This is a genomic window from Pseudoalteromonas arctica A 37-1-2, from assembly GCF_000238395.3.
Lineage (GTDB): Bacteria > Pseudomonadota > Gammaproteobacteria > Enterobacterales > Alteromonadaceae > Pseudoalteromonas > Pseudoalteromonas arctica.
Window position 1 is genome coordinate 3,294,327 of record NZ_CP011025.1, and the last position, 25,572, is coordinate 3,319,898.

General features: G+C 39.1%; 23 protein-coding genes. 9 read left to right on the forward strand and 14 right to left on the reverse strand.

What is annotated here, in order from left to right:
• Positions 1-49 precede the first annotated feature (49 nt).
• Positions 50-625 (forward strand): mechanosensitive ion channel domain-containing protein, encoded by a 576-nt coding sequence (locus PARC_RS14945; RefSeq protein ID WP_010553281.1) that lies wholly within the window; start codon positions 50-52, stop codon positions 623-625.
• Positions 626-979: 354 nt separating this feature from the next.
• Here PARC_RS14945 and PARC_RS14950 read toward each other — a convergent pair whose 3' ends face one another.
• The 3 genes from PARC_RS14950 to PARC_RS14960 are packed head-to-tail and all read right to left on the reverse strand — an operon-like array spanning position 980 to position 3,367.
• Positions 980-2,038, reverse strand: coding sequence for a succinylglutamate desuccinylase/aspartoacylase family protein (locus tag PARC_RS14950; RefSeq protein WP_007585786.1), 1,059 nt, complete (start codon positions 2,036-2,038; stop codon positions 980-982).
• A complete protein-coding gene (gene rimK / locus PARC_RS14955) occupies positions 2,025-2,930 on the reverse strand; it encodes a 30S ribosomal protein S6--L-glutamate ligase (protein WP_002961977.1) in 906 nt (301 codons plus the stop codon). Before rimK ends, PARC_RS14950 begins: the two co-directional genes overlap by 14 nt.
• 2 nt (positions 2,931-2,932) lie before the next feature.
• The gene (locus PARC_RS14960) at positions 2,933-3,367 is read right to left on the reverse strand and encodes an ATP-dependent zinc protease family protein (RefSeq protein WP_007585784.1); all 435 of its coding nucleotides are present in this window, start codon (positions 3,365-3,367) and stop codon (positions 2,933-2,935) included.
• Positions 3,368-3,652: 285 nt separating this feature from the next.
• Here PARC_RS14960 and PARC_RS14965 point away from each other — a divergent pair, with 285 nt between their 5' ends.
• The gene (locus PARC_RS14965; RefSeq protein ID WP_010553282.1) at positions 3,653-4,624 is read left to right on the forward strand and encodes a zinc transporter ZntB; all 972 of its coding nucleotides are present in this window, start codon (positions 3,653-3,655) and stop codon (positions 4,622-4,624) included.
• Between the two features lie 77 nt (positions 4,625-4,701).
• On the opposite strand, the gene PARC_RS14970 is transcribed toward PARC_RS14965, so the two are convergent.
• From PARC_RS14970 to PARC_RS15015, 10 genes are all read right to left on the reverse strand, one after another.
• Positions 4,702-5,889 (reverse strand): polysaccharide lyase family 7 protein, encoded by a 1,188-nt coding sequence (locus tag PARC_RS14970; RefSeq protein ID WP_010553283.1) that lies wholly within the window; start codon positions 5,887-5,889, stop codon positions 4,702-4,704.
• 1,117 nt (positions 5,890-7,006) lie between these two features.
• Complete coding sequence (gene rraB / locus PARC_RS14975) at positions 7,007-7,342, reverse strand: ribonuclease E inhibitor RraB (RefSeq protein WP_007585369.1); 336 nt, start codon at positions 7,340-7,342, stop codon at positions 7,007-7,009.
• Positions 7,342-8,055 (reverse strand): 1-acylglycerol-3-phosphate O-acyltransferase, encoded by a 714-nt coding sequence (locus tag PARC_RS14980; protein ID WP_010553284.1) that lies wholly within the window; start codon positions 8,053-8,055, stop codon positions 7,342-7,344. Before PARC_RS14980 ends, rraB begins: the two co-directional genes overlap by 1 nt.
• 162 nt (positions 8,056-8,217) lie before the next feature.
• Positions 8,218-10,512: a DNA topoisomerase IV subunit A gene (gene parC / locus PARC_RS14985; RefSeq protein ID WP_010553285.1), complete on the reverse strand. Its 2,295-nt coding sequence runs from the start codon at positions 10,510-10,512 to the stop codon at positions 8,218-8,220.
• Between the two features lie 10 nt (positions 10,513-10,522).
• Positions 10,523-11,617, reverse strand: coding sequence for a PQQ-dependent sugar dehydrogenase (locus PARC_RS14990; RefSeq protein WP_010553286.1), 1,095 nt, complete (start codon positions 11,615-11,617; stop codon positions 10,523-10,525).
• A 29-nt stretch (positions 11,618-11,646) separates the two neighbouring features.
• Positions 11,647-13,536 (reverse strand): DNA topoisomerase IV subunit B, encoded by a 1,890-nt coding sequence (gene parE / locus PARC_RS14995; protein ID WP_010553287.1) that lies wholly within the window; start codon positions 13,534-13,536, stop codon positions 11,647-11,649.
• 108 nt (positions 13,537-13,644) lie between these two features.
• Positions 13,645-14,205, reverse strand: coding sequence for a YqiA/YcfP family alpha/beta fold hydrolase (locus PARC_RS15000; protein WP_007585377.1), 561 nt, complete (start codon positions 14,203-14,205; stop codon positions 13,645-13,647).
• Positions 14,190-14,975 carry a metallophosphoesterase gene (locus PARC_RS15005; RefSeq protein ID WP_007585379.1) on the reverse strand — a complete coding sequence of 262 codons (786 nt, stop codon included), beginning with the start codon at positions 14,973-14,975 and terminating at the stop codon, positions 14,190-14,192. The genes PARC_RS15000 and PARC_RS15005 overlap by 16 nt, the downstream gene beginning before the upstream one ends.
• Positions 14,962-15,420 (reverse strand): DUF1249 domain-containing protein, encoded by a 459-nt coding sequence (locus tag PARC_RS15010; protein ID WP_007585381.1) that lies wholly within the window; start codon positions 15,418-15,420, stop codon positions 14,962-14,964. Before PARC_RS15010 ends, PARC_RS15005 begins: the two co-directional genes overlap by 14 nt.
• 26 nt (positions 15,421-15,446) lie before the next feature.
• Entirely contained in the window at positions 15,447-16,073 is a 627-nt protein-coding gene (locus PARC_RS15015; protein WP_010553288.1) for an NUDIX hydrolase, read from the reverse strand.
• Positions 16,074-16,224: 151 nt separating this feature from the next.
• On the opposite strand from PARC_RS15015, the gene tolC reads away from it, so the two are divergent.
• The 3 genes from tolC to PARC_RS15030 all read left to right on the forward strand — a co-directional run bounded on the left by tolC (position 16,225) and on the right by PARC_RS15030 (position 19,234).
• On the forward strand, positions 16,225-17,580 hold the full coding sequence (gene tolC / locus PARC_RS15020) for an outer membrane channel protein TolC (protein ID WP_010553289.1): 1,356 nt from the start codon (positions 16,225-16,227) through the stop codon (positions 17,578-17,580).
• Between the two features lie 110 nt (positions 17,581-17,690).
• Positions 17,691-18,620: an LpxL/LpxP family Kdo(2)-lipid IV(A) lauroyl/palmitoleoyl acyltransferase gene (gene lpxL, locus PARC_RS15025; protein ID WP_010553290.1), complete on the forward strand. Its 930-nt coding sequence runs from the start codon at positions 17,691-17,693 to the stop codon at positions 18,618-18,620.
• 41 nt (positions 18,621-18,661) lie between these two features.
• Positions 18,662-19,234 carry a toxin co-regulated pilus biosynthesis Q family protein gene (locus PARC_RS15030; protein ID WP_010553291.1) on the forward strand — a complete coding sequence of 191 codons (573 nt, stop codon included), beginning with the start codon at positions 18,662-18,664 and terminating at the stop codon, positions 19,232-19,234.
• 62 nt (positions 19,235-19,296) lie between these two features.
• On the opposite strand, the gene glnE is transcribed toward PARC_RS15030, so the two are convergent.
• Entirely contained in the window at positions 19,297-22,092 is a 2,796-nt protein-coding gene (gene glnE / locus PARC_RS15035) for a bifunctional [glutamate--ammonia ligase]-adenylyl-L-tyrosine phosphorylase/[glutamate--ammonia-ligase] adenylyltransferase (RefSeq protein ID WP_010553292.1), read from the reverse strand.
• 77 nt (positions 22,093-22,169) lie between these two features.
• On the opposite strand from glnE, the gene PARC_RS15040 reads away from it, so the two are divergent.
• The 4 genes from PARC_RS15040 (at position 22,170) to gshB (ending at position 25,435) form a co-directional block, all read left to right on the forward strand.
• Positions 22,170-23,063 (forward strand): DUF350 domain-containing protein, encoded by an 894-nt coding sequence (locus PARC_RS15040; protein WP_007585393.1) that lies wholly within the window; start codon positions 22,170-22,172, stop codon positions 23,061-23,063.
• A 62-nt stretch (positions 23,064-23,125) separates the two neighbouring features.
• Complete coding sequence (locus PARC_RS15045) at positions 23,126-23,626, forward strand: hypothetical protein (RefSeq protein ID WP_010553293.1); 501 nt, start codon at positions 23,126-23,128, stop codon at positions 23,624-23,626.
• Positions 23,627-23,695: 69 nt separating this feature from the next.
• Complete coding sequence (rsmE, locus tag PARC_RS15050; protein ID WP_007585397.1) at positions 23,696-24,430, forward strand: 16S rRNA (uracil(1498)-N(3))-methyltransferase; 735 nt, start codon at positions 23,696-23,698, stop codon at positions 24,428-24,430.
• A gap of 54 nt (positions 24,431-24,484) precedes the next feature.
• On the forward strand, positions 24,485-25,435 hold the full coding sequence (gshB, locus tag PARC_RS15055) for a glutathione synthase (protein ID WP_007585399.1): 951 nt from the start codon (positions 24,485-24,487) through the stop codon (positions 25,433-25,435).
• Positions 25,436-25,572: the final 137 nt, after the last annotated feature.

Here is a 25,572-nt window from a genome sequence, read left to right on the forward strand (position 1 = left end):
TAATACCAATTGCATTAAATTAAATTGGTATAAAAGTTCAGGGTCTAATGTGGAAATAATAGAAGTTTTAGAATTGTTTGCATCACAATATAAGTTGATTGTAACTATAATCGCTATTTTGGTTTTCCCTCTGCTATTAAAAATAACCAAAAAATTACTCGAAAAAGCAATTAAGGGGAAAGTTGATTTACACCGAAAATATCGTGCAGAGCTCTTACTAAAAATTATACTCGCCTTTGTCGTGCTGTGTTTAGTTTTAGTATTTTGGGGTATAGAGCTGCGTGGCTTATTGGTTTTAGGCTCCTCTTTATTCGCTATGTTGGGCGTAGCACTATTCGCTGCCTGGTCATTATTAAGTAATCTCACCGCATTTTTACTAATGTTTATTCAAAACGATTGCCGTGTTGGCTATTGGGTACGAATTATTGATGGTGCGAATCATATTGAAGGCCGCATTGTTGAAATGGGCTTAATGAATGTAGTACTTGAGCATATTGATGGGCACCGTGTAATTTACCCTAATAATTTATTTGTGACACGCCCTGTCATGGTTTTAAATAAAGAACCAAAGCCAACAAAAGCTCCCGTTATAAAGCGTATTATTGGCCCTAAAAAACATAGTTAAAAAAGTAATAGTCACAAAAAAGCCGCAGTAAGTAATTAACTTCTGCGGCTTTTTTAATGCTTTAACTAACCAAAATTAAGACTAGGGCGTGTTGATCTTTGATGGTTGAATTTACAGCAGTATGTTTGGTTTTTAGGCAAGGCAGAGCCTATGAAGTGTGGTTACTCCCCATAAATAGGCGATAACGCAGCATAAATGCCAAACATGCGCTGCCCTTCGGGTTCTGCCTAGGGGCGATAAACTCTTTGTTACTCGGTTTTTACTTAGCCCACTAGGTTACAAACCTCGCGCCGCGATTTAATCGCCCCTAGATTGAACAAATTTCAATCCGCAAAGTTAAACACGCCCTAGCTATTAGTTATTTAGTTCAGCTGTTTTAAGCTCGTCATCTAAATCGTTTATCTCATCAATAAAGTTCTCTAGTTGCTGCTCTACTAAACTATTGTCATTTGCAAAGTAAGCAAGGTGGAATACCGCATCACCTTCATTTACCAATGGCATAGTTTGCTGACCAATAACAATACCGCCTTTAGGCGCTAAAAGCTCAAGCTCAGAGTCACCTAGTGGGCTACTAATATAAGCAAGTACTTGCCCTTTAGTTACATGCTCCCCCAGTGATACTTGTGCACGCACAATGCCATCAACTTCGGCACGTATCCAACTAGTTGAACCTGCAATAATAGGATCTGGTAACTTTTTAGGACGCTTGCCACGGATCATTTTTAAATGACGCATAACATAATCAACACCCTGTACACCGGCCGCAATTGCGATTGGATCAAAACGCAGTGCTTCACCAGCTTCATAGGTTATAACCGGTATACCTAGGTTTGCTGCTTCACTTCGTAATGAGCCATTACGCAATGATGCATCTATAACTGCTGGCGTGCCGAATGCTTTAGCCATTTCAGCGGTTGCTTCATCAGCTAAGTTAGCGCGAATTTGCGGTAAGTTAGTTCGATGAATAGCGCCAGTATGTAAATCAATAATGTGGGTACAATGTATTGCCACTTGATTAAAAAACATATAAGCCATACGCCCAGCAAGTGAGCCACGCTCAGAACCTGGGAAACTACGGTTCATATCGCGTCGGTCTGGTAAATAACGCGATTTATGAATAAAGCCAAACACATTCACAATAGGCACAGCGATTATTGTGCCGCGCAGTTGGCTTGGGTCTATTTTAGCAATTAACTGACGCACAACTTCTACGCCATTTAGCTCATCACCATGAATAGCCGCACACACCATAAGCACAGGACCTTCCATTACACCGTTAACCACTTCAATAGGAATATTAAGTGGTGAATGGGTATAAAGCTTAGCTGCCTCTAAGGCAAGTGTTTTACGCTCGCCTACGCCTACACTCTCTCCTAATAAGGAAAAAGGACGGTTAATTTTAACCTTTGCCACGTGTTGCTGTTCCTTTACTTGAAGCATTTTTTTCGATGAAATCAATCACCATGCCTGCAATGTCTTTACCTGTTGCTATTTCAATGCCCTCTAAACCTGGTGATGAGTTTACTTCCATCACAAGTGGTCCACGAGATGAGCGAAGTAAATCAACTCCCGCTACGTTCAAGCCCATTGATTTAGCCGCCGCTACTGCCGTTTTACGTTCTTCTGGAGTAATACGAACTAATGTAGCACTACCGCCACGGTGAAGATTAGAGCGGAACTCACCTTCTTGTGCTTGGCGCTTCATAGCTGCTATTACTTTATCGCCTAATACGAAACAACGTATATCGGCACCACCCGCTTCTTTAATGTATTCCTGAACCATAATATTAGCTTTTAAGCCCATAAATGCTTCAATAACACTTTCAGCCGCTTTGCGTGTTTCAGCAAGTACAACACCAATGCCTTGTGTGCCTTCAAGTAATTTAATTACAACAGGCGCACCGCCTACCATTTCTAGTAAGTCTTTTACATCATCTGGTTTGCTAGCAAAACCAGTTACTGGCATACCAACGCCTTTGCGCGAAAGTAACTGAAGTGAGCGTAATTTATCGCGCGAGCGAGAAATAGCGACTGATTCGTTTACAGGGTAAACACCCATCATTTCAAACTGACGAAGTACCGAACAGCCATAAAATGTAACCGATGCACCAATACGCGGGACGATTGCGTCAAATTCTTTTAAGTTTTCACCGCGATAGTGAATTTCTGGTTGCTCAGAGTTTATATTCATATAACAGCGCAATGCATCAATCACTTTAACTTCGTGACCGCGTGCCTCTGCCGCCTCAATTAAGCGACGCGTTGAATATAATTTTCTGTTGCGAGATAAAATACCGATTTTCATAGTTAAACCTTACGACCTAATAGTTGAGATAAAGCCGGGTCAACGACTATACGATTTTCCATGGCTGTACGCCCTAATAACATTCTAAACTTCATTGTTGCACGGCTTGTTAAAGTAAGCTCGATAGGCCAGCTATGCTCGCCTGCATGCAATGTAGTTTCTATAAAGTAACGTAACTCTTTTTGCCCACTTGAGCTGGTTACGTACTTCATTTTTTTAACTTTTGCATTGCAAGTGACTTGCGTTTGCTCATCATCTTGCAATGGCTGGGCCGTAAATTTAACCCATTTTTCTGAGTCAACTTCGTATTCTTCAATGTTAATTGCATGAATACATGAAGTGCGAGCGCCAGTATCAATTTTTGCTTTTATCTCGTTAATACCAAGCCCAGGTAAACTTAACCACTCACGCCAACCAACTGTGATCTTTGCTGTCATAAATGTGCCCTTAATAAAAAAGTGACTTATACGCTACAGGTAAAAAAACACCAACGAAATAAATTTATCTAGTCGATTAGTAAATTAAATTGATCTTTTTAAACAACTGGTCACACAATGCACGCCTTGCTGAATAGTACTTTATGCCACTTTACTCAGCCCAAAGGCTCTGCATATATTTTGCTATTTAAGCTTAACTTATTAAAAATAAAGGTAAGTTTAAAATACTTAAGTAGATACACTATAGTTAACGGTATTAAAAATACACTATTATGAGAAATAATTATGATTAATGGTTTACTACATGCACTTGTACTTGATGGACAAGGCGGCGCTCGCCCTATTGAAAGCACTAATGAGCTAAATAGCTGGCAACCAAGCCACGGAAAACTTTGGGTGCACATGGACTATAGCCAAAGCGAGGCTGCTGAGTGGCTCAAGGCACAACCTCATTTAAACGACTACGAGTTAGAGTCTTTGATTGCTGACGAAACACGCCCGCGTATTACATCAACAACACATGGCCATATGCTGTTTTTACGTGGTGTAAATTTAAATCCAGCACAAAGCCCTGAAGACATGGTTTCAATTCGTTTATTTATTAGCGAAGACATTCTTATTACTACCCGCAAGCGTCGTTTATTATCGGTGCAAGATACGCTCACCTGTTTAAATGAAAATAAAGGCCCATGCAATATTTCTGAGCTAGTATGCTCTATTACACAAAAACTAACTTCTCGCATGCAAAGCGTTATTGACTCACTAGATGAAACACTCGACGAGTTTGAAGAAGAAATAGATGAACCAAGTAAAAAGTTTGATAACCAAGGTTTATCACAGTTGCGCCGTCAAACAATTGCCTTAAAGCGTTATTTAAAACCGCAAAAAGAAGCCCTTAGCTCAATGGTAAATAATCACTACCCGTGGCTGTTAGATGACGATAAAGCAAAATTAAACGAAACAACAAACTTACTTATTCGTTATTTAGAGGAGCTTGATAGCTCTATTGAACGTGCGCAAATCATTCAGCAAACGATCACTAACCAAGTGTCTGAGCAATTAAATCAGCGTATGTATGTAATGTCGGTTGTAGCTGCATTGTTTTTACCTTTAGGCTTTTTAACCGGCCTGTTAGGCGTAAACGTAGGAGGTATTCCGGGTACCGAGAGCCCCTATGCGTTTAGTGCGTTTGTTATATTTTTGATTGTACTTACTGGCGGTATTGGTGTGTATTTTAAAAATAAAAAATGGTTATAAATTAAGTTTATACATTTAAAAAGCATTAAAAAAGCCACTCAGCTTTAAACTGAGTGGCTTTCTAAACTACTAAATAATTAGTTAGTTTTACGCGTATAACTAACGTCAGTCATTGTTACTTTAGCTTTTGTAATTCCTAAATCTTTAAAGCACTCTTTAAATGAATCTGAGTTTCCTGACTCGCCACACTCATCTAGTGTATATGGGTCTTGTGATTGTAAATAATTACCAAACTTAAAGTAAGATTCTGAATCATCTTCTACCGGAATACCAAAGGTAGTACCTAATGCAGTCACATCTACATCACCGTAATTATTAACTACTTTTAGATTGAATGAACCACCACTTCTGATAGTACCTAGTGCATGCTTTTCTTCTTTACCACTGGTGTTACGCAGGCGAACATAAACGTCAAAAATCCCGTTATCGGCTACGCTATCATCAAAACCTGATTCATCAGTATCTGAAACATATACTTTTGAAATCGTACCCGTATCGCTAGCGTGGTGCTGAGAAATAATCGTTTTACCACCATCTGACATTTCAACTTTTACAGTTGCCTCAAAAACCTCATAGGTTTCAGTCATTGCAACACGTGCACTTTCTTTTACTTTATATTCATGACGCCAGCCATTCCCGTTTGGAGTGATATGACGCGCTTCTAGAGGAACAAACTCTAAAGTGTCGCTATTTACTAATGGATGAGGATCGTTACCTTCAAGGTCAAAAATACTACCGTTGGTGATGTTGCTTGCTATACCTGAGCTACTACCAGTGTCGCCACCGCCAGTATCACCACCACCTGTGTCTCCGCCGCCAGAAGAACTCCCCTTAGTTAACGAAAAGTCATCAAAACGAACATCGCTTGAGCTCTTATCATGCTTAGCAAATACTTGTAGCGTACCTGTATTAGCTGTGGTGAAAGTTTTAGATACTTTTGTCCACGAAGAAACGTTAAATTTCTCACTTTTAAACAAACCATTAAGATCGTTAATGCCGATTTGTCCCTTGCCAAGTACGTACGCACTTAACGTGTACTGAGTATTGCGATCTACATCTACATTCTGGTAAACACGCCCTGGGCTACCTTGAATTTTTAATGATTTAGAGCCCTTGTAAGCACTACCTGAAATAGCCGCTGGTTCTGTTTCATTCCAGTTATTCCAACCATCTTCAAATCCAGCATTATTAACAGTTGCCGCTTGTACAAAACTTGAGCTAGCAGTCATTGCTGCAAGCATAAATAGGGATTTTTGGTTAATCATTATCTTTATTTCTCCAAACCTGTACATGAAAAAATCTTACTACATGGCTATAAATGAGTATTTCACTTGAGCCTAGATCACCGCCTGTAAACAGGTTTTAACTTGTGTTTTTATGTGTAATTGGTAATAAGTTAAATGTAAAAAAAACCACTCCTGGTTTACAATAAAATATTACCAATGATTATTGCCAGCTGGGCTGAGACACAAGTTATATTGCTTGTAATAAATTTGCAACAATTTATTTAATAGGTAATAAGTATTGATTTCATTTAGATTCATTAAATCAACACAGAATAAAAACAAATCAAAACAGATACTTAAAATAAATCACCGTCAAAAAACAACAAAACCCAGATAAGGAACAAAATATAAAATAATGAAAAAGCATTAAATAAAACTTTAATTGGTAATTTATTAAAAATTCAAAAATCGCATTTCCTGTAATAACAAAATTGGTTTTCATTTTATTTTATGCAATAAAGCTTACGTTCAGTTTAATTAACTAGAATACCACTGGTTAACCAATTGATTTAGACTGTTTATATAAAATAAAATTTAATAATGGCAGAACGAAATGCATTTGAAATAAGAATTTAAAGATGAAAGTATTATTATATTAGTGAAGGGTAGCTTAGAAAATTTAAGAGGTGTTTGAGCTCAGTGAAGGTGGATATTTTATTTTCTATAGATAATTTATTAATAATATTTATACAAAACATACCAATAAGTTTTAAATAAATTATTGAAAACACCTAGAAGGTTGATTCAATTTAGTTCGAATTAAAAGTTTTAGCAGAACTCGGCATGTTGTCCTTTGCGGATTGAAATTAGTTTAATCTAGGGGGCGGTTAAATCGCGGCGCGGGGTTTGTAACCTAGCGGGCTCGGTAACTACTCCCGCGTTACGCTACTGGCTTACTTCCATGTGAAAATAAGTAAAAACCGAGCAAAGCTTCCGCGTCCTGTTCACGCCCCTTACCACATCCATTTAGGCAACAAAGAGTTAATCGTCCCTAGAAAAAACCCGAGGGGAAGCGCATGTTTGGTAGCACGCTTTTACAGGCATTAAAAAAGACGAGCACTTTGCAATGATCGTCTTTTTTATAACAGTCAGCTAATTACTCTTGAAAGTAAGTACCCCAACCATCGTACTCAACTTCGCACTCAACGGCTAGTTGCGCTAGCTTATCAACGTCTTCCATAATAACGTCTACGTCTAGCTCAGCTTCAACTACAATGTCAAAGCTCCAAATTTTATTACCGTCTTCAAGTTCAAGCTCTGCTGGCTCTTCAACATCGTAGCCTAATTTAAAAGCAGCCAACGCAGCTTGCTCTAGTTTAGGGAAGTCTTCACACACAAAATGGTGTTCTACTTCATAAAGTATTTCAGGATCTGATCCATCTTCAAGTAGTGAACTTACGATGTCTTCACTTATTTCACGCCAGTTTTCCATTATTTTTCTCTCACTTGAGCATCTAATTCAGTTATTTTAGCAGCCATAATGCTATGCACGCTTTTAGCATGCTCACGCGCGCTAATTTCTTTATCAAGCGGTATAGGCGCTAACATTTCGATGTAAATTGTACCATTATCCCAACGATTTAGCTTAATGGTTTTATGTGTTGTATTCATACATACCGGAATTATGGGTACATCTGCGCTCATTGCGGTGTGAAATGCACCCGTTTTGAATGGTAGTAACCCTCTTCCATAGCTTCGTGTGCCTTCTGGAAACATCCATACAGATAAGCCATTATTTTTAATTTTTTCGGCTGCTTTTGAGATAGTTCCTGCCGCTTTAGAGCGATTCGATCTGTCTATTAATATATTACCCGACAACCAATAAAGCTGACCAAAAAATGGGATCCACTTTAAGCTCTTTTTACCCAAACTTACGCAGTTTTTTGGCACCATTGCTGGCACTGTAAATAAGTCGTAGCTATTTTGATGATTAGCAACATAAACTGCAGGACCTGGATCAACGGCATCTTTATGACGTGTTAGAACTAGCTTAACGCCAACCATTTTAGCCATTGAGCCAAACCAACCCGCTATAATATGTACATTATTAGGGTGAAATGGTCTTACAATCGAAAGTAATAAACCAAAAATACAACTGAATAATATAAACAGCAGCATAATAAAAACGCGTATAACAGCTAGCAAATGGGCTTCTCCAAAAATGAATTATAATTATTATAGCGTTATTTTGTGACACAAACGAGTCAATAGCGCACAAGTGTACGCTGAAATATTTAAGCTCTTTATTTTAAAACAAAAACGGCCTGCAAATGCAGACCGTTTTTATTTATACAAAAAAGTAATTGGCTACTCTTCGCTAATAACGTCTATTGGTTCATCATCTTGAGGAGTTAGCTCAACAACGGCTTCGTCAACACGCTGTAAGCCACGCGGTAGTTTATTACCCCTACGTCCTCGCTCACCATGATAATGCTCTAAATCACTTGGTTTAAGTGTTAGTTTACGCTTACCAGCATGAAGCGTAACACTGCTTCCTAGTGGTACAACAGCAAGCACTTTTACAAACTCTTCACGGGCTTGTACTTTAGCACCTGGTATAGAGATGATTTTATTACCTTTACCTTTGCCTAACTTTGGTAAGTCTCGCAGCGGGAATAAAAGCATTCGACCTTCGTTAGAAATAGCCATACAGTAATCGCTAGCGACATCGTTCACTCTAATAGGAGAAAGTAATATTCCACCTTTAGGGACACTTACCAGCGCTTTACCGTTTTTATTTTTACTAACTAAGTCTTTAAAGTCGGTAATAAAGCCGTAACCTGCATCTGACGCCATAAGTAATACTTGCTCGTCTTCACTCATTACCACGTGCTCAAAATTAGCGCCTGGTGTTAAGTTAAAACGACCTGTCATTGGCTCCCCTTGGCTACGCGCCGAAGGTAGACTGTGCGCATCAGTTGCAAACGCCCGCCCTGCTGAATCTAAAAATACCGCAGGTTGATTACTCTTACCACGAGCAGAGGCTCTAAAGCCGTCACCTGAGCGATAATTTAAGCCTTGTACATCTAAGTCATGACCTTTACCAACGCGTGCCCAGCCTTTGTCTGATAGCACAACAGTAACTGACTCTGACGGAATTAAATCTTTTTCGTTAAGTGCTTTCGCTTCTGAGCGCTCAATCACTGGTGAGCGACGATCGTCACCGTACATTTCAGCGGCTTCTTGAATTTCTTTTTTAAGCAGTGTCGACATACGACGTTCTGAGCCCAAAATTTGCGCTAATTTATCACGCTCTTTAGCCAGTTCATCTTGCTCACCACGAATTTTAAACTCTTCAAGTTTTGCTAAATGACGAAGTTTTAATTCTAAAATTGCTTCTGCTTGTGTATCAGTTAAATCAAAGCGCTCCATTAATACAGGCTTTGGTTTATCTTCGCTGCGAATGATTTCAATCACTTCATCAATATTTAAAAAGGCGGCTAATAAACCCTCTAAAATATGTAGACGCGCTAATACTTTATCTAAACGATACTGCAAACGACGACGCACTGTTTCGCGTCTAAATATTAGCCACTCACTTAAAATACAGCGTAAATCTTTAACTTGCGGGCGGCCATCGAGGCCTAGCATGTTTAAGTTTACGCGGTAATTTTTTTCAAGATCGGTGGTTGCAAATAAGTGCGCCATTAATGGCTCAGCTTTAATGCGGTTTGAGCGCGGAATAATTACAATGCGTGTTGGATTTTCGTGATCTGACTCGTCACGTAAATCGGCAATCATTGGTAATTTTTTAGCGTTCATTTGCGCTGCAATTTGCTCAAGTACTTTACCACCAGAACATTGATGCGGCAGCGCTGTAATAACAATATCGCCATGCTCTTCGGTATAAACCGCACGCATTTTGATAGACCCACGACCGGTTTTATATATTTTATGAATATCTGCTTTTGGGGTAATTATTTCAGCATCGGTTGGGTAGTCTGGTGCATGTACAAGCTCAAGTAATTCTTCAAGCTCTGTTTTTGGTTTATCAAGCAATAAACAACATGCACTGGCGACTTCACGTACGTTATGTGGCGGAATATCGGTTGCCATACCTACGGCGATACCCGTTATACCGTTTAGTAAAATATGCGGTAAACGAGAAGGCAGTACAACAGGCTCATCCATTGTACCATCAAAGTTTGGTGTCCAATCTACGGTGCCTTGGCCAAGCTCTTTTAATAGTACTTCTGAAAACTTAGATAAACGCGCTTCGGTATAACGCATTGCTGCAAACGATTTAGGGTCATCTGCCGCACCCCAATTTCCTTGTCCATCTACCAAAGGGTAGCGGTAAGAAAACGGCTGCGCCATTAATACCATCGCTTCGTAACATGCACTGTCGCCGTGTGGATGGTACTTACCAAGCACGTCACCCACTGTACGGGCTGATTTTTTGTACTTAGCGTTAGCCGACAAACCCAGTTCGCTCATCGCATAAATAATACGACGCTGTACTGGTTTTAAACCATCACCTACATGCGGTAAGGCGCGGTCCATGATCACGTACATGGAATAATTTAAATAGGCGTCTTCGGTAAAACGCCCCATTGTTTGTTGCTCAATTCCTTGCATTAGCAAGGTATCTGTATCACTCATTAAAGCTTACCTAGTTTTTCTTATAGCTTACACGGTAGATTACATTGGCGTAATCATCGCTTACTAACAGACTGCCGTCACCTAATTCTGCAAATGCAACAGGGCGTCCAAATGTTGTTTCGTCTTTCATAAAGCCAGTAATAAATGGCGTATATTTAGTTACGCGACCTACTTCAATTGTTGCTAGCCCTACTTTATAACCTGACTTTTTAGAACGGTTCCATGAGCCATGTTCAGCAACAAATAATTGTTGCTTATAGCTTGCTGGAAATTGCTTACCGTTATAAAAATGAATGCCCAGTGGCGCTACATGCGCAGCAAGTGCAAGAGCTGGCGACGTGTAATCGGCAATATTTTTACCTTCCCCAAACTCAGGGTCAATAATTGCGCCGGCATGAACATACGGAAAACCAAAATGCTCACCTTCTTGCGTTGCACGGTTTAACTCATCAGGCGGAATATCATCGCCCATCATGTCGCGACCGTTATCACTAAACCATAAAGCTTGAGTAGCTGGATGAAAATCAAAACCGACAGTGTTTCTAACGCCCTTAGCTATTGTTTTTATTTGTTTTGTTTCTACATTAAGCGCAAAAATACGACCAAAACGTTCATCTTCAGCACAAATATTACACGGTACACCCACCGGAATGATTAGCTCGCCCGTTGGTGCAAAACGTAAAAATTTCCAACCATGATGGCGCTCGCTCGGTAATGCGTCATAAACCACATCAAATTTTGGATCTTTTAATTGGGTATCAATATTTTTAAAGCGAATAATACGATGTACTTCGCCTACGTATAAATCGCCATCTTTAATTGCTATGCCAGAGGGCATGTTTAGGCCTTTAGCCACAACAATTTTTTTATCTGCTACGCCATCGCTATTATGATCAATAAGCGCATATACGTTGCCCGCTTTACGAGAGCCAACATACACAATACCTTTTTTTGAAACGGCTATTTGACGTGCATTTTCTACATCATTTGCAAATAAGCTTATTTCAAATCCCGGTGCGACTGTGAGCTTATCGAGTATATTTTTCGCCATTACAGGAGCGGTAGTCAGCCCAAGTAACAGCAAACTTCCTAGTAGTTTTTTCATTCGCCTCTCCTAGTGTTAAGCACAGGTAATTAAACGAGTGCCTTGTTACCATGATCTTCTAACCATTGACGACGATCAGGCGATCGTTTCTTAGCAAGCAGCATATCCATCATCTCCATGGTTTCTACTTCTTCATCAAGCGTAAGCTGCACTAAACGTCGTGTATTTGGATCCATCGTGGTTTCACGCAGTTGTAACGGGTTCATTTCACCCAGACCTTTGAATCGTTGTACGTTTACTTTTCCGCGTTTTTTCTCGGCTTCTATGCGCGCCAAAATAGCGGTTTTTTCTTGCTCATCAAGTGCGTAATAAACTTCTTTACCAATATCGATTCTAAATAATGGCGGCATTGCTACATACACATGCCCCGTTTTTACTAACTCTGGGAAATGGCGGACAAACAGTGCACATAATAGTGTTGCGATGTGTAGTCCATCCGAGTCAGCATCGGCCAATATACAAATTTTATTGTAGCGTAATGCCGACATATCGGTTGATTCTGGATCAATACCCAGCGCCACTGAAATATCGTGTACTTCTTGTGATGCTAGTATTTGGCCTGACTCAACTTCCCAGGTATTCAAAATTTTACCACGTAGCGGCATGATAGCCTGAAATTCACGGTCTCTTGCTTGTTTAGCAGAGCCACCAGCAGAATCACCTTCCACTAAAAACAATTCGGTACGGTCGTTATCGGCCGCGCTACAATCGGTAAGTTTACCCGGTAAAGCAGGACCTGCAGTAACACGTTTACGCACTACTTTTTTAGCTGCACGCAAGCGAGTTTGTGCATTTGAAATACATAACTCAGCTAATAACTCTGCGGTATCTGTATGTTCATTTAACCATAAACTAAACGAGTCTTTTACAACCCCCGATACAAACGCAGAACACGAGCGTGATGATAGTTTTTCTTTTGTTTGACCGGCAAATTGAGGGTCCTGCATTTTAACCGACAACACGTAACTACAACGATCCCAAATGTCATCAGGAGTTAATTTCACACCACGAGGGAGTAAGTTTCTAAACTCACAAAATTCACGCATTGCTTCAAGTAAGCCTTGGCGTAAACCATTTACATGCGTACCACCTTGCGCGGTAGGAATAAGGTTTACGTAGCTTTCAGCTATTGATTCACCACCTTCTGGTAGCCATACAACAGCCCAATCAGCGCCTTCAATTGAACTTTTAAATTCGCCAACAAACGGGTCTTGCGGTAATGTTTCAAAACCTTTAATTGCTTCAACTAAATAATCTTTTAAGCCTGTTTCGTAAAACCATTCTTGGGTTTCTTTTGTTTGCTTATTAACAAACTTAATACGTAGCCCTGGGCACAAAACTGCTTTGGCTTTTAATAAATGATTAAGCTTGGTAATTGAGTAGTTTGGTGAATCAAAGTAGCTAACATCAGCCCAAAAACGAACCGTAGTACCGGTGTTACGCTTACCAACTGTACCAATTACGTTTAAGTCTTCTACTTTATCGCCGCTTTCAAATGCCATTCTAAATTGCTGAGCATCGCGTCTTACTGTTACTTCTACACGCGTAGATAACGCATTTACTACCGAAATACCTACACCGTGTAAACCACCCGAAAATTGGTAGTTTTTGTTAGAAAACTTACCACCGGCGTGTAATTTAGTGAAGATCAATTCAACCCCAGGGATACCTTCTTCTGGGTGAATATCAATAGGCATACCACGCCCGTCATCACTTACTTCAAGCGAATTGTCTTCGTGGAGTATTACGTCGATACGAGTAGCATGACCCGCCATAGCTTCATCGACACTGTTATCGATAACCTCTTGGCCTAAATGATTGGGACGTGTTGTATCTGTGTACATCCCTGGGCGTCGTTTTACCGGATCTAATCCATTAAGTACTTCAATGGCTTCGGCGTTATAATTTTGATCACTCATAGTTTTTGTCTTTATATCCGCTAAGGCTCTAATACGTTTTACTAGTTTTATTGTTATATGCGCTAAAGCGTTAATATAGTAACTAACCTCAGTTCAGGCTAACTAGTTTTACGTGATTTTAAGAAAATCTACAATACTTGCAAAGGTGCGTTCAAATTCAACGTAGCTATGATCGCCACCAAATTCTATCAATTGCTTGCATTGCGAATAATATTTTACTGCGTGTTGAAAGTTCAACACTTCATCGCCTGTTTGCTGTAATAAGTACAGTAACTCAGGGTATGCTAATTTATCTACAGCGAGTAATTTAAGTGCCTCAATATGGCTGTTATTTAAATCGTAATGATAATCTTGATACGGATTATAATTAGGTCCAAGTAACGACTGTAATAAATTATAGGGTGCGACCGCGGGATTAATAACCACTGCAGGAATTTGATAACGCTGCGATAAATACGTGGCAAAAAAACCACCTAACGAGCTACCTAATAAAACGGTATTTGGCGTTAGTAATTGTTCAAGCTCAATTATAGCTTGTAGGGGCTCGTGGTTTAAGTTCGGTACACAATAATCAACGTCATAGTTTGCCATAAGCTCACCAAAGCGCACAGCTTTATATGATTTTTGTGAACTATTAAAGCCATGAATATAAATTACGCGTTTAGCCATACTACTTCCGTTTTTACTTCTACTTTATCTTTTTTACTCTTTATATTTAGCGTTCTGTAAGCTGGTCCCGCATTTTTTTGCTCCCACTGTGAAGTGTGCTTTACAAACTGTATTGAGCTGGCTGGGGTCGCATATATGGGCAGCCCTCTAAAACTTTGTTCGTAATCATTGTGCACATGCCCATGAAAAAGCGCAGATACATTATTACTATTAACTAAGATATTTAAAAGCTGTGGGCCATTTTCTAATAAGTGTTTATCAAGGTAGCCGTTTATTGGCAGCGGATTATGATGACAAAATATAACTTTACTATTATTCGAGTTGACTAAAGCGTCCGTTACTTCATCTAAATGCGTGCCAGTAACCCATCCTGCGGGCGTGGGCCCTTTAGAATTAATAAGAAGTAGCTCAATCCCATTAGCAATAATATGTTTAGCCGAATTTATTTGCCCACCACTTATGCGATTAAGCATTGCTAGTTCATCATGATTACCTGGCACCCAAAATACAGGACAAGTAATGTCACTGGCATTTATAAGTTCACTAAATAATAAGTACGATTCAAAACTATGATCTTGTGTTAAATCGCCACCAAAAATAATGCAGTCTATTGATTGTTTTGCTATGTGTGCCAAGGCTTGTTCAAAATGATCTGCGGTATTTACAGTAAAGTACTCACCGCTTTTGTCTGCAAATAAATGGCTGTCAGTAATATGCGCAATGCACAAAGATGATTTATCAAATGTATATGTATCATCAAACCAAGCCATTATTTACATCCCAATTTAATGTTGCTTGCCCGTGCTCTACACAGGCCACTAACCAGTCGTATAAAAAAGCATTAAGTTGATACTTTTCATCTTTTTGATGCATTTTAGGGTTAGGGTATCCATAAGAAGGTTTTATGCGTTGATGATAATCGTGATGAACAATTTCAGCCACTTTGGCATCGTGATACATGCGTACCGTTAAATACAGTGGCGTAATCCCTTTAACCATTCCTGTTAGCTGCTTAATTGAAATATCCATAGTGTATTTTGCGCTGCCATCAATTTTTGTAGCAAACTCACTGTTGCCAAGTTTAACTTCACGAATGCTTCCTATATTGCGCTCGCTCGGTAACAACTTTAATAGTCGCACATAGTTATGCTCACAAAGTGTTAAATACTTTGGGAGGCTCTGAATATATCGCTTTGTTGCTAATTGTGCTGTCAAAGTACCACCATAATATTAGTAAGAGTTTATGCCCATTTACTTGCCATTTTTTCGCGATTTAGCGCAAGCCACTGCATACAAATAACCGTTGCCGCATTATCCATTTCACCGTTATTGAGGCGCATTAGCGCATCATCAACCGATAAAATATGAGTTTTTATATCCTCGCCTTCAGTTTCAAGACCATATACACCTGATTTCACTTGGCTTAAGTCAGTACGCGCTAAATACAAATGCAAGCGCTCAGTTGTACCACCAGGGCTTGATAGGTATGAAAGCATAAATTCAAGTTCAGTTAATTCAAGCCCAGCTTCTTCATACGCTTCTTTTTTTACAACTGATTCGTAATCCGTACTGCCGTCTGTCATTCCGGCTATACACTCTAGCAGCCAAGGCGAATGCTTGCTTTTAATAGCGCCAATACGTATTTGCTCAATTAAAAGAACAGTATCTGAAATTGGATCGTAAGGGAGTACTGCAATTGCATCGCCACGTTCTAATATTTCTCGGCTAATTACTTTAGATTTTCCACCCGCAAAAAGAGCATGTTCAAATTGGTATAAATCAACCTGAAAAAAACCTTTATAAAGGTTTTTTATTGGCTTTAAATTCACATCTTTATGTGTAAATTGAACGAGTTTTTTATCAACCACGTACCTACCTCCTACTTATCTAAAGCTTTAAAATGCGTTAATATATTCTGTTACACTTGAACATACTGTTTTACTAATTATTTTTTTTGTTATGGAGTAAAACAGGTTAACATGCTTTTAGTACAAAAATTGTCTAAGGACCGAACCCCACATGAAAAAGAACATTCTTGCGGCGCTAGTTAGTTTATCATGCGCACTAGGTGCAACAGCAGTGAAAGCTGAAGATTTACTACAAGTTTTTGAAATAGCGACAGCTAACGATCCTACTGTTTTAAAAGCAAAAGCCCAAGCCGATGCGCAGTCTTACCAAAGCGATTTGGCGATGAGTGCACTATTACCTCAAATTGGTTTAACTATGGGTTATACAAAAAGCGATGCAACGTCGTACCAAAGCGTTGGCGACTTATCTAACCAAGTAAAAGTTGAAAGTGATACAGACCAATTCTCTCGCGGTGTAAGCTTAAGCCAAACATTATTTGATTTAGGTGCCTGGAATACGTTAGATATTGCCGACAAGCAAGCGCTTCAAGCAAGCGGCCTATACGATGCAGCTAAACAAAACTTAATTGTACGCGTTGCTGAGGGTTATTTTAACGTATTAAGTGCAAGCGATAACCTAGAATTTGTTGAAGCTGAAAAACGTGCAATTGAACGTCAACTTGAGCAAACAAAACAACGTTATGCAGTTGGCCTAACAGCTATTACGGACGTACACGAAGCGCAAGCTCAGTTTGATAACTCTGTAGCTCAAGAAATTATTGCAGGTAATGCTGTAGAAACAGCACGCGAGCAACTTCGTGAGATTACAGGTAAATACCACGAAAAATTAGATTTTTTAAATACAGATACTTTCTCAACAACTAAACCAACTAAGCGCTCAAGCGACTTTGTTAAAATAGCTGAAGATAAAAATATAAACCTGCAAGTGTCTAAAGTAACGGTTGATATTGCAAAAGATCAAATTGAATTAGCAAAAGCGGGTCATTACCCAAAACTAACCCTAAGTGCTAGTTACGGCGATTCTCTTACAGACAATCAAATAAATGGCGCTAACTTTGATGATCAGCCACGTTCAGACTCAAGCTCTGTAGGGCTTAACTTTAGCGTACCTTTATATTCAGGTGGTGCTACAGTTGCTGCAACAAATCAGGCCCGTGCATTTTACGTAGGTGCTAGCCAAGACTATGAAACAAATTATCGTGCAGTAACTCGCACAGTGATTACATCTTATAACCAAGTTGTTTCAGACATTGCTACTTACAAAGCGCTAGAGCAAGCTGTTGTTTCAGCTCAAAGTGCGCTTAAAGCAACTGAAGCCGGTTTTGAAGTAGGTACGCGTACCATTGTTGACGTACTAGTAAGTACGCAAAACTTATACGATGCAAAGCGTAACCTTGCAGATGTACGTTACCGCTATGTGTTATCTACCCTTCGCTTAAAACAAGCTGCGGGAACACTAACAAGTGAAGATTTAGTGGCTATAAATCAAGGTTTAAAAGCCGCTTAAATTTCATTACTCGCATAGTATGAACACATTAAAAGCCAGCTAAATGCTGGCTTTTTGTATTTTACAGCGCTTAGCGTTAAACTATCGTTTTTATTCTCAGAGAGATTTTTGTGGTCACTTCTTCTCCTTTTAAAGCATCTTTTTTAGGCCCTCGATACTGGTTAACGTGGGTTGGCGTTTTATTTTTATATTTGATCTCTTGGTTGCCACAAAAACTACAGTTGGCGATGGGTAAACAACTTGGCCGCTTAGTTCATAAGTTTATGAAACGCCGTCGCCATATTGCAGAAGTTAACATTAAATTATGTTTTCCTGATATGAGCGCAGCAGATCAAAAAGATCTTGTACTCAAAAATATGGAAAATACCGGCATTGCTATGGTTGAGACTGGTATGGCCTGGTGGTGGCCGCAGTGGCGAGTTGAAAGTGTATATGGTTCAATCAAAGGTCTAGAGCACTTTGAGCGTGTACAAGCCTCTGGTAAAGGTATTTTATTACTTGTACCCCATATCTTGCATCTTGAAATGGCTAGTCGTGTGATGGGATTGAAATGCCAAGGCTTAGGCTTTTATCGTCCTCACAACAACGCACTAATGGAATACTTTACAACTAATGGCCGTCTTCGTTCTAACGAATACTTAATTGGCCGAAAAGATGTAAAAGGTTTGCTTAAATCATTAAAAAATAAAAAAGTATGCTATTACTTACCCGATCAAGATTACGGCCGTAACCGCTGTGAATTTGTGCCATTTTACGCTGTTCCCGACACTGCAACTACAACAGGTACTCTTATGTTTGCTGGCAGTAAAAACTGCGAAACTATGAGCTTAATCTCTCGCCGTGACGAAAATGGTAAGTACCATTTAGAGGTAGTACCTGAGCTTGAAAACTTCCCCAGTGGTGATGATAAAGCTGATGTAATACGCGTTAATCAACGCGTAGAGCTATGTATAAATGCTGCACCAGAGCAATACATGTGGCTACACCGTCGTTTTAAAACTCGACCTGATAAAAATACCCCTTCTTTTTATAAAAAGTAATGGTATAACAATAATAGGAACAAATAAGGTGGGGAATAATAATGTGGTTTTGGATTAGACATTTATCATTTGCAGTTGTGTTAATGGCACTCGCCGTATACTTTCTGTTGGGTGATGGTTCTGTATTCGATATAAAAAAATCTAAAAATGCAGCCGCCGAAGGATTATCACGTTTTTACTCTTCTATTCGTAACCAAGTAAAAAGTAATAAAGAACGAGATAAATTTGTTTTAAAGCTTAAAACACCAGAACAAACCTTAGATAGAGTATTGGCTGAACGTGCGCGAACAGTTGATCCTATGCCAACAAGTTGGACTGGAAAAGCTGAACCGAGGCGCTTTGAAAATGGCACAACACTTAAAAACGTACTCAATAAATACGCAAAAAATGAAGGTATTGAGCTTTACTGGTATTTAAGTAAAGACTACGTAGTTAAAGATCATTTTAGAGTAGACAGTAACTTTACTTCTGCACTTTATCAAATTGGCCGCGCTATAAATGATGACTTTGAGTATGAGGTTTATACTTACTTTTGCCATAAGCAAAGAGCGGCTGTTATTACCGAGTTACCCTCAGAGTTTGTACGTACAAACTGTTTAAAGCTAAAGGTTTAAGGGTTTACACGTACAAAAAACCCAAGCAAGCGCTTGGGTTTTACAATTCAATTCAATTCAATTCAATTCAATTCAAAAATACTATTCCAAATATTCGTTACGTTAGTAATATCTTGTAAAAAAGCTTCTCGCGAGATCAATTTGCCTTTTTGATCCAAGCTCAGCACGTGATAACACGAGCGATAATCAATATACGCTTTGATCAACTGCTGTTTTTGCTCTTTAGTAATACAGCCTATATTTGCTGCATCCGTTAATATTCTTACGTTATCTGAATAAACGGTAAGCTGCTCAAACTCATTCGCGTGTTTAAGTACTAAATATTGCGTAATAAACTCAATATCAGCCATACCACCAATATCTTGTTTTAAATCAAATTGATCAATATTTCCCTTCGCTAGATGGTCGCGCATTTTTTCGCGCATTTTTATTACATCGGCTTTTAACACGGTATCATCGCGCTGTTGGCAAAGAATACTTTTACGAATTTGTGAAAAACGCTCTATAAGATCGTCTTGGCCCAAAATTAACCGAGCCCGCACAAGTGCTTGATGTTCCCACGTCCATGCTTGAGTTTGCTGATAGTGATTAAAGCTCTCTAAATTGATAGCAAGTAAACCTGATGCACCTTCAGGGCGTAATCGCGTATCAAGCTCATACAAAATACCCGATGCAGTACGAGTATTAAATAAATGCATTAAGCGCTGAGCGAGTTTTAAATAAAACTGGCGAGAATCTATCGGTTTTTCACCATTGGTTTGGCTTGAGCCATCATGATTATGCACAAACACCAAATCTAAATCTGAATCGTACCCTACTTCTAAGCCGCCTGTTTTACCATATGCAATAACAGCAAAACCTTTGTTTTCATCATCAGTGCCAGGGGGCATACCAAAACGCTTAACGGTGTTATGCCATGCAATATTAACAGCTTGATCAACAATCGCTTCAGCCAATACGGTTAAGTGATCGCTTACTTTCATTACATCAAGAACACCGGTTGCATCAGCAGCAGCAATTCGTAATTGATGCGTTTGCTTAAATTGCCTAAGCGACTCCATTTGCAGTTCTAAATCGTCATGCTCTATTCGTAAAAAATACTGTCTTATTTCATCTTTATAAGCGGTTAATGGTGTCGGTTTATAAAGAACAGCCGGGTCTATTAGCTCATCCAGCAATATAGGGTAGCGAGAAATATGCTCGCCTATCCATTTGCTATGACAACACAGTAAAACAAGTTGCTTTAATGCACCTTGGTTTTCGTACAGCAATTCTAAATAAGCAGTACGTGAAATTATCTTATTAAAAATTTGGCAAACCATTGTAAAAGCAGCTGCGCTGGCATTAAAGTCATTTAACTGGCTCAATAAAACAGGCATTAATTTATCAAGGGTTTCACGCCCTCTGTTACCTATGTTGACCTTAGACAGCCTTAATTTAAAATCGTTAAGGGGTGTTTGCCATTCATCTCTAGCCTCTTTTAGAAAGCTCACATCACCATGATCCCAAGCACTAATAAATGCACCTTCACAGGTATCTAGTGGTGCGGTTTCTTCACCAATAACGAGTGCAAACTCGCCGTTAACTTGCTTCATTACCTTTTCAATAGTGATTAAAGTGGCAGAAAAATCAGCTTGTTCTAATAATAAATTTAAGCGCTGCTGGTTCAATTCATCATCGGGGAGTGTTTGCGTTTGCTGATCGTCAAATATTTGTAAGTACTGTTCAACTTTTCGCAAATAAAGGTAATTGCGTTTAAGCTCGCTCGCTTCTTGCTCATCTATAACTTGGTTAAGTGCCAGCTCATTTAATGCTTTAAGTAATGATTGAGTTTGTAAATTAGCCTCTCGCCCACCTCGTACCATTTGTAGGGCTTGCACTATAAATTCAACTTCACGAATACCACCAGCGCCTAATTTTATATTATTAGTTAAGCGTTTACGGCGAACCTCCTGTGCAATCATTAACTTCATTTTACGCAAAGATTCAATCACCGAAAAATCAATATACCGGCGATAAACAAACGGCTTTAAAAGCTTAATAAATTCATCCCAATATTTATTAGGCGTGCCAATTAAGCGCCCTTTTAACATCGCGTAGCGTTCCCAGTCGCGACCTTGTTCTTGGTAGTAATCTTCAATGGCATTAAAGCTCATAACCAAAGGGCCACTTTCGCCAAACGGGCGTAGGCGCATATCAACCCTAAATACCTGCCCGTCACCGGTGGCTTGGTTAAGTGATGCAATGAGTTTTTGTGCAACTTTGGTATAAAATACTTGGGCCTCAAGGCTTCTGCGGCCACCTTGGGTTTTTGTACTGCGCGGATATGCAAAAATGAGATCAATATCAGAGGAGTAATTTAGCTCTTGTCCGCCAAGTTTTCCCATACCCAACACCATTAACGGCATTGCTTGGTTTTGCTCATCAAGCGGCTCACCATTTACTTTTGCCACCTGTGCATGCGCCCATTGGTTAGCACTATTTATTAGCATGTCAGCCAGTTGGCTTATGTAATTAATACTATCAGCAATGGGATTGTTACAGCATAAATCTAAAAAGGCGACTTTGAGCCAGTACTTTTCACGATATTGGCGAAGTACTTTATGGCACTGCACTTCATCAATGTCAGCTAAGTTAAGGTTTTTAAAAGGAGAATCTATTGCTCTATTTTGTACTTCGTCTTTGCATAATAGCCAAGTATTTAAATCAGGTTGTGATTCTAAACTGCGCCAAGCAAAGTCGCTTAATGCTAATAACCTTACAACTTCACTTTGTTCACTTTGTTGCGGGTATAACTGTTCAAAGCGCATCAAGCCAAGTTTTTGTAATTGAATAGGAAGTTGCTTTACGTTACTCATCAATCCTCTCTTTTATATCATCAATAACCGTACTAGAATGATTAAAACCTAGAAAGGTTAACTTAATTAGGATTACCATGTCATATTTGTCTTTATCTAACACTAGTTTTATTGCGATTGCCATTAGTTTTGCGGTTATTTGCATAACTATTTTTTGTTTACGAGTTGTCACTCAAATCAAAGCAAAACAAGCGCTTAAAGATGAGCTAGCACAACACGACAACTTTGCCATGGGTATTAGTTTTGCATCTGAAATATCAGTTGTTATAGCCACTATGGCTTTCTTATTTGACGAAATAAGTATAAGTACCGCACAGTCAAATCCGTTAAAAGTGTTAATTATTATTATTCTTTTATTCACTTTTATAAAAGTGGGTCATTTAATTCACAGAAAATGGATACTTCACAGGTTTAACGAAGAAGCTGCCATACTAAAACAAAATGTATGTGCTGCATTGGTAGATTCAGGCATGCTAATCGCTAACTGTATTATCGCACTTGGCTTGTACACGTGGACGCACACCCAAGGATTCAGCAACTTACTTATTGCTTGTGTTAGCTTTTTTACGCTTCAGGGAATGTTTGCACTGGATAGTAAAATACGAGAACACCGTTTTGCAAAAGCAAATCAAGGAGCTTCGCTACAAAGTAACTTTAACCTAGAGAATACATCTATTGGTATAAGGTATGCTGGCAAATCAATAGGTTTAGCATTGGCTGTATATGCTGGTTTATCTAGCGCAGCATTTCAAAACGGTAAAATGGTAGAAAACATATTTACACTCGTTATGCATTGCGGTGTAATGTGGATACTACTTTACAGCTTAACGTATGTGATAAAAGTTATCTCTTTACCAAATATTGATACGGCTCTTGAAATAGACCATCAAGATAATATTGGGGTAGCATGTATAGAGTTTGCTGTTTTTTGTGCTATAGGCTATTTACTTATTAGCATGTTTTCTCTTTAGACCTTTTTACTAAAATACAGCCATTAAAAGTCTGCATTTAAGTAATAATGGTAATTACTTAAATGCAACAAGGTCCTAGCTCTATGCCACTTGAAATAACGAATTACTTGTTAATTGACATAGACAACGAATTTAGCCGAGCATTTGCCGAATACTATGTAAATAATAATGGCATAACAAAAGCGAGTACGCTTATTGCTGCAGGCAGCAATACCCGCCAGTTAGTAAAAATGATGTTTGACGAACTTATTAAAGACTATAGTTATTGCGACCTTGAAAACGAAATAAGCGTTTCTGAATTAATTAACTATCTAAAAGAGCATCACGATTTACACGGAGTTCTTTTTAATAGTACCGATTACTTACTCGCAAGCGATAAACAACGCTTTATTTATAACTCGTTACATGAAAAGCGCTTTTTAATAAGCCTTGATGATACAGGCTATACACTAAGCCTAGTTACTGACGAGACGTTAACGGAACCTTCGCAAAATCACCACGATATAGCGCACACACCACAAGATTTAATAGACCTTGCAGAGCAACTTAATAAAAATAAATAATTGCGCACAGCTCCCAGCTTACTTACCATAGCAGTATATATTTTTACGCTAAGTAATAAGTGACGCCCTATGCGAGTTCCTCATATTTATCAAACATCGAGTATTGCCCTAAACACCCCTGTAACTTTAGATGACGATGCTGCAGGGCATATTGGCAGAGTGCTGCGCATGAAAGTAGGCGAGCATGTATCTATTTTTAATGGCGAAGGCGGCGAATACCTTAGTGAAATAATTGAGGTAACAAAAAAAACAGTCGTCGTAATGCCGTTAGAGCTTAATCCTCATGATGTAGAATCCCCGCTTAAAATTCATTTAGGCCAGTGTGTATCCCGTGGTGATAAAATGGATTTTACAATTCAAAAGTCAGTTGAACTGGGCATTACCGAAATCACCCCTATTTTTAGTCAGCGCTGTGGCGTGAAACTAATGGGCGATCGTCTTGAGAAAAAACACCAACAATGGCAAAAAATTGCAATAGCAGCGGCAGAGCAATCTGGGCGTAATTTTGTGCCAATTATTCATCCCCCCGTAGATTTAAAACAATGGCTTGCACAACAAACCAATGCAATTAAGCTCACTCTTCACCCTCGTGCTGAGCACAGCATTAAAACCATTACGGTACCTAAAGATGGCGTACGCTTTTTAGTCGGCCCAGAAGGCGGCTTTACCGACGATGAAATGGCACTAACTAAACAACTAGAATTTGTGGATATTCGCTTAGGCCCGCGCGTTTTACGAACGGAAACAGCCGCTTTAACGGTCTTAAGTGCATTACAACTTCAATTTGGCGATTTAGCTAATTGAAATAACTAAAAGCACCCTCATATAAACAGTAACATTTATAGTAAGGCACAGCGCATGGCAATTAAGTTAGGTATTATTTCAGATCCTATTAGTGGATTTAACATCAAAAAAGACACCGGTTTTGCAATGATGATGCAAGCGCAAGAACGCGGCTACGAAATTTATTATATGGAGATGGATGATTTATCTCTTCGTAAAGGTAAGTCGTACGCTACAGCGTCTAAAGCGCAAGTGTTTAATAATGCAGAAAAATGGTACGAGCTTGAAGAAAAAGCCACTATAGCCCTTGCCGACCTTGATGTTATTTTAATGCGAAAAGATCCTCCTTTTGATACCGAATACATTTACGCGACGTATATTCTAGAGCGTGCAGAACAAGAAGGTACGTTAATAATTAACAAGCCACAAAGCCTTCGCGATGCTAACGAAAAGCTATTTACAGCATGGTTTAGCGAACATACGCCAGACACACTTGTTACACGTAGCCAAAAACAAATTCGTGAGTTTTTAGCCGAGCATAAAGACATTATTTTAAAACCCCTTGATGGCATGGGTGGCGCATCTATTTTTCGCCTTAGAGAAGACGATGCCAACATTGGTGTAATTTGTGAAACGCTAACCGAGCACGGCAGCCGCTTTGCTATGGTGCAAAATTACATCCCAGAGATCAAACAAGGCGACAAGCGCGTATTGGTTATTGATGGTGAGGTTATTCCGTATTGTTTAGCGCGAATTCCACAAAATGGTGAAACACGCGGTAATTTAGCTGTTGGCGGTCGAGGCGAAGCCCGTCCACTTAGCGAGTCAGATTTAAAAATAGCGCAAGCGGTTGCACCAACGCTTAAAGAAAAAGGCTTAATATTTGTAGGTTTAGATATTATTGGCGATAAATTAACTGAAATTAACGTAACTGCACCAACGTGTGTGCGCGAAATTGAAGCTGCTTATGATATTTCTATTACAGGTATTTTGTTTGATGCCATTGAAAGAAAGCTAGATAAATAAGTATCTACCTATCGTTATTAAAAGCACTTTCGTGTCATAAATTTTAATATAGTTGTTAACTATTAATTTTTAAACTGTATGAAAGTGCTTTTTTAGTTTTAAAAACAAAGGTATGTGCCATACTCAAAGTTCATTAA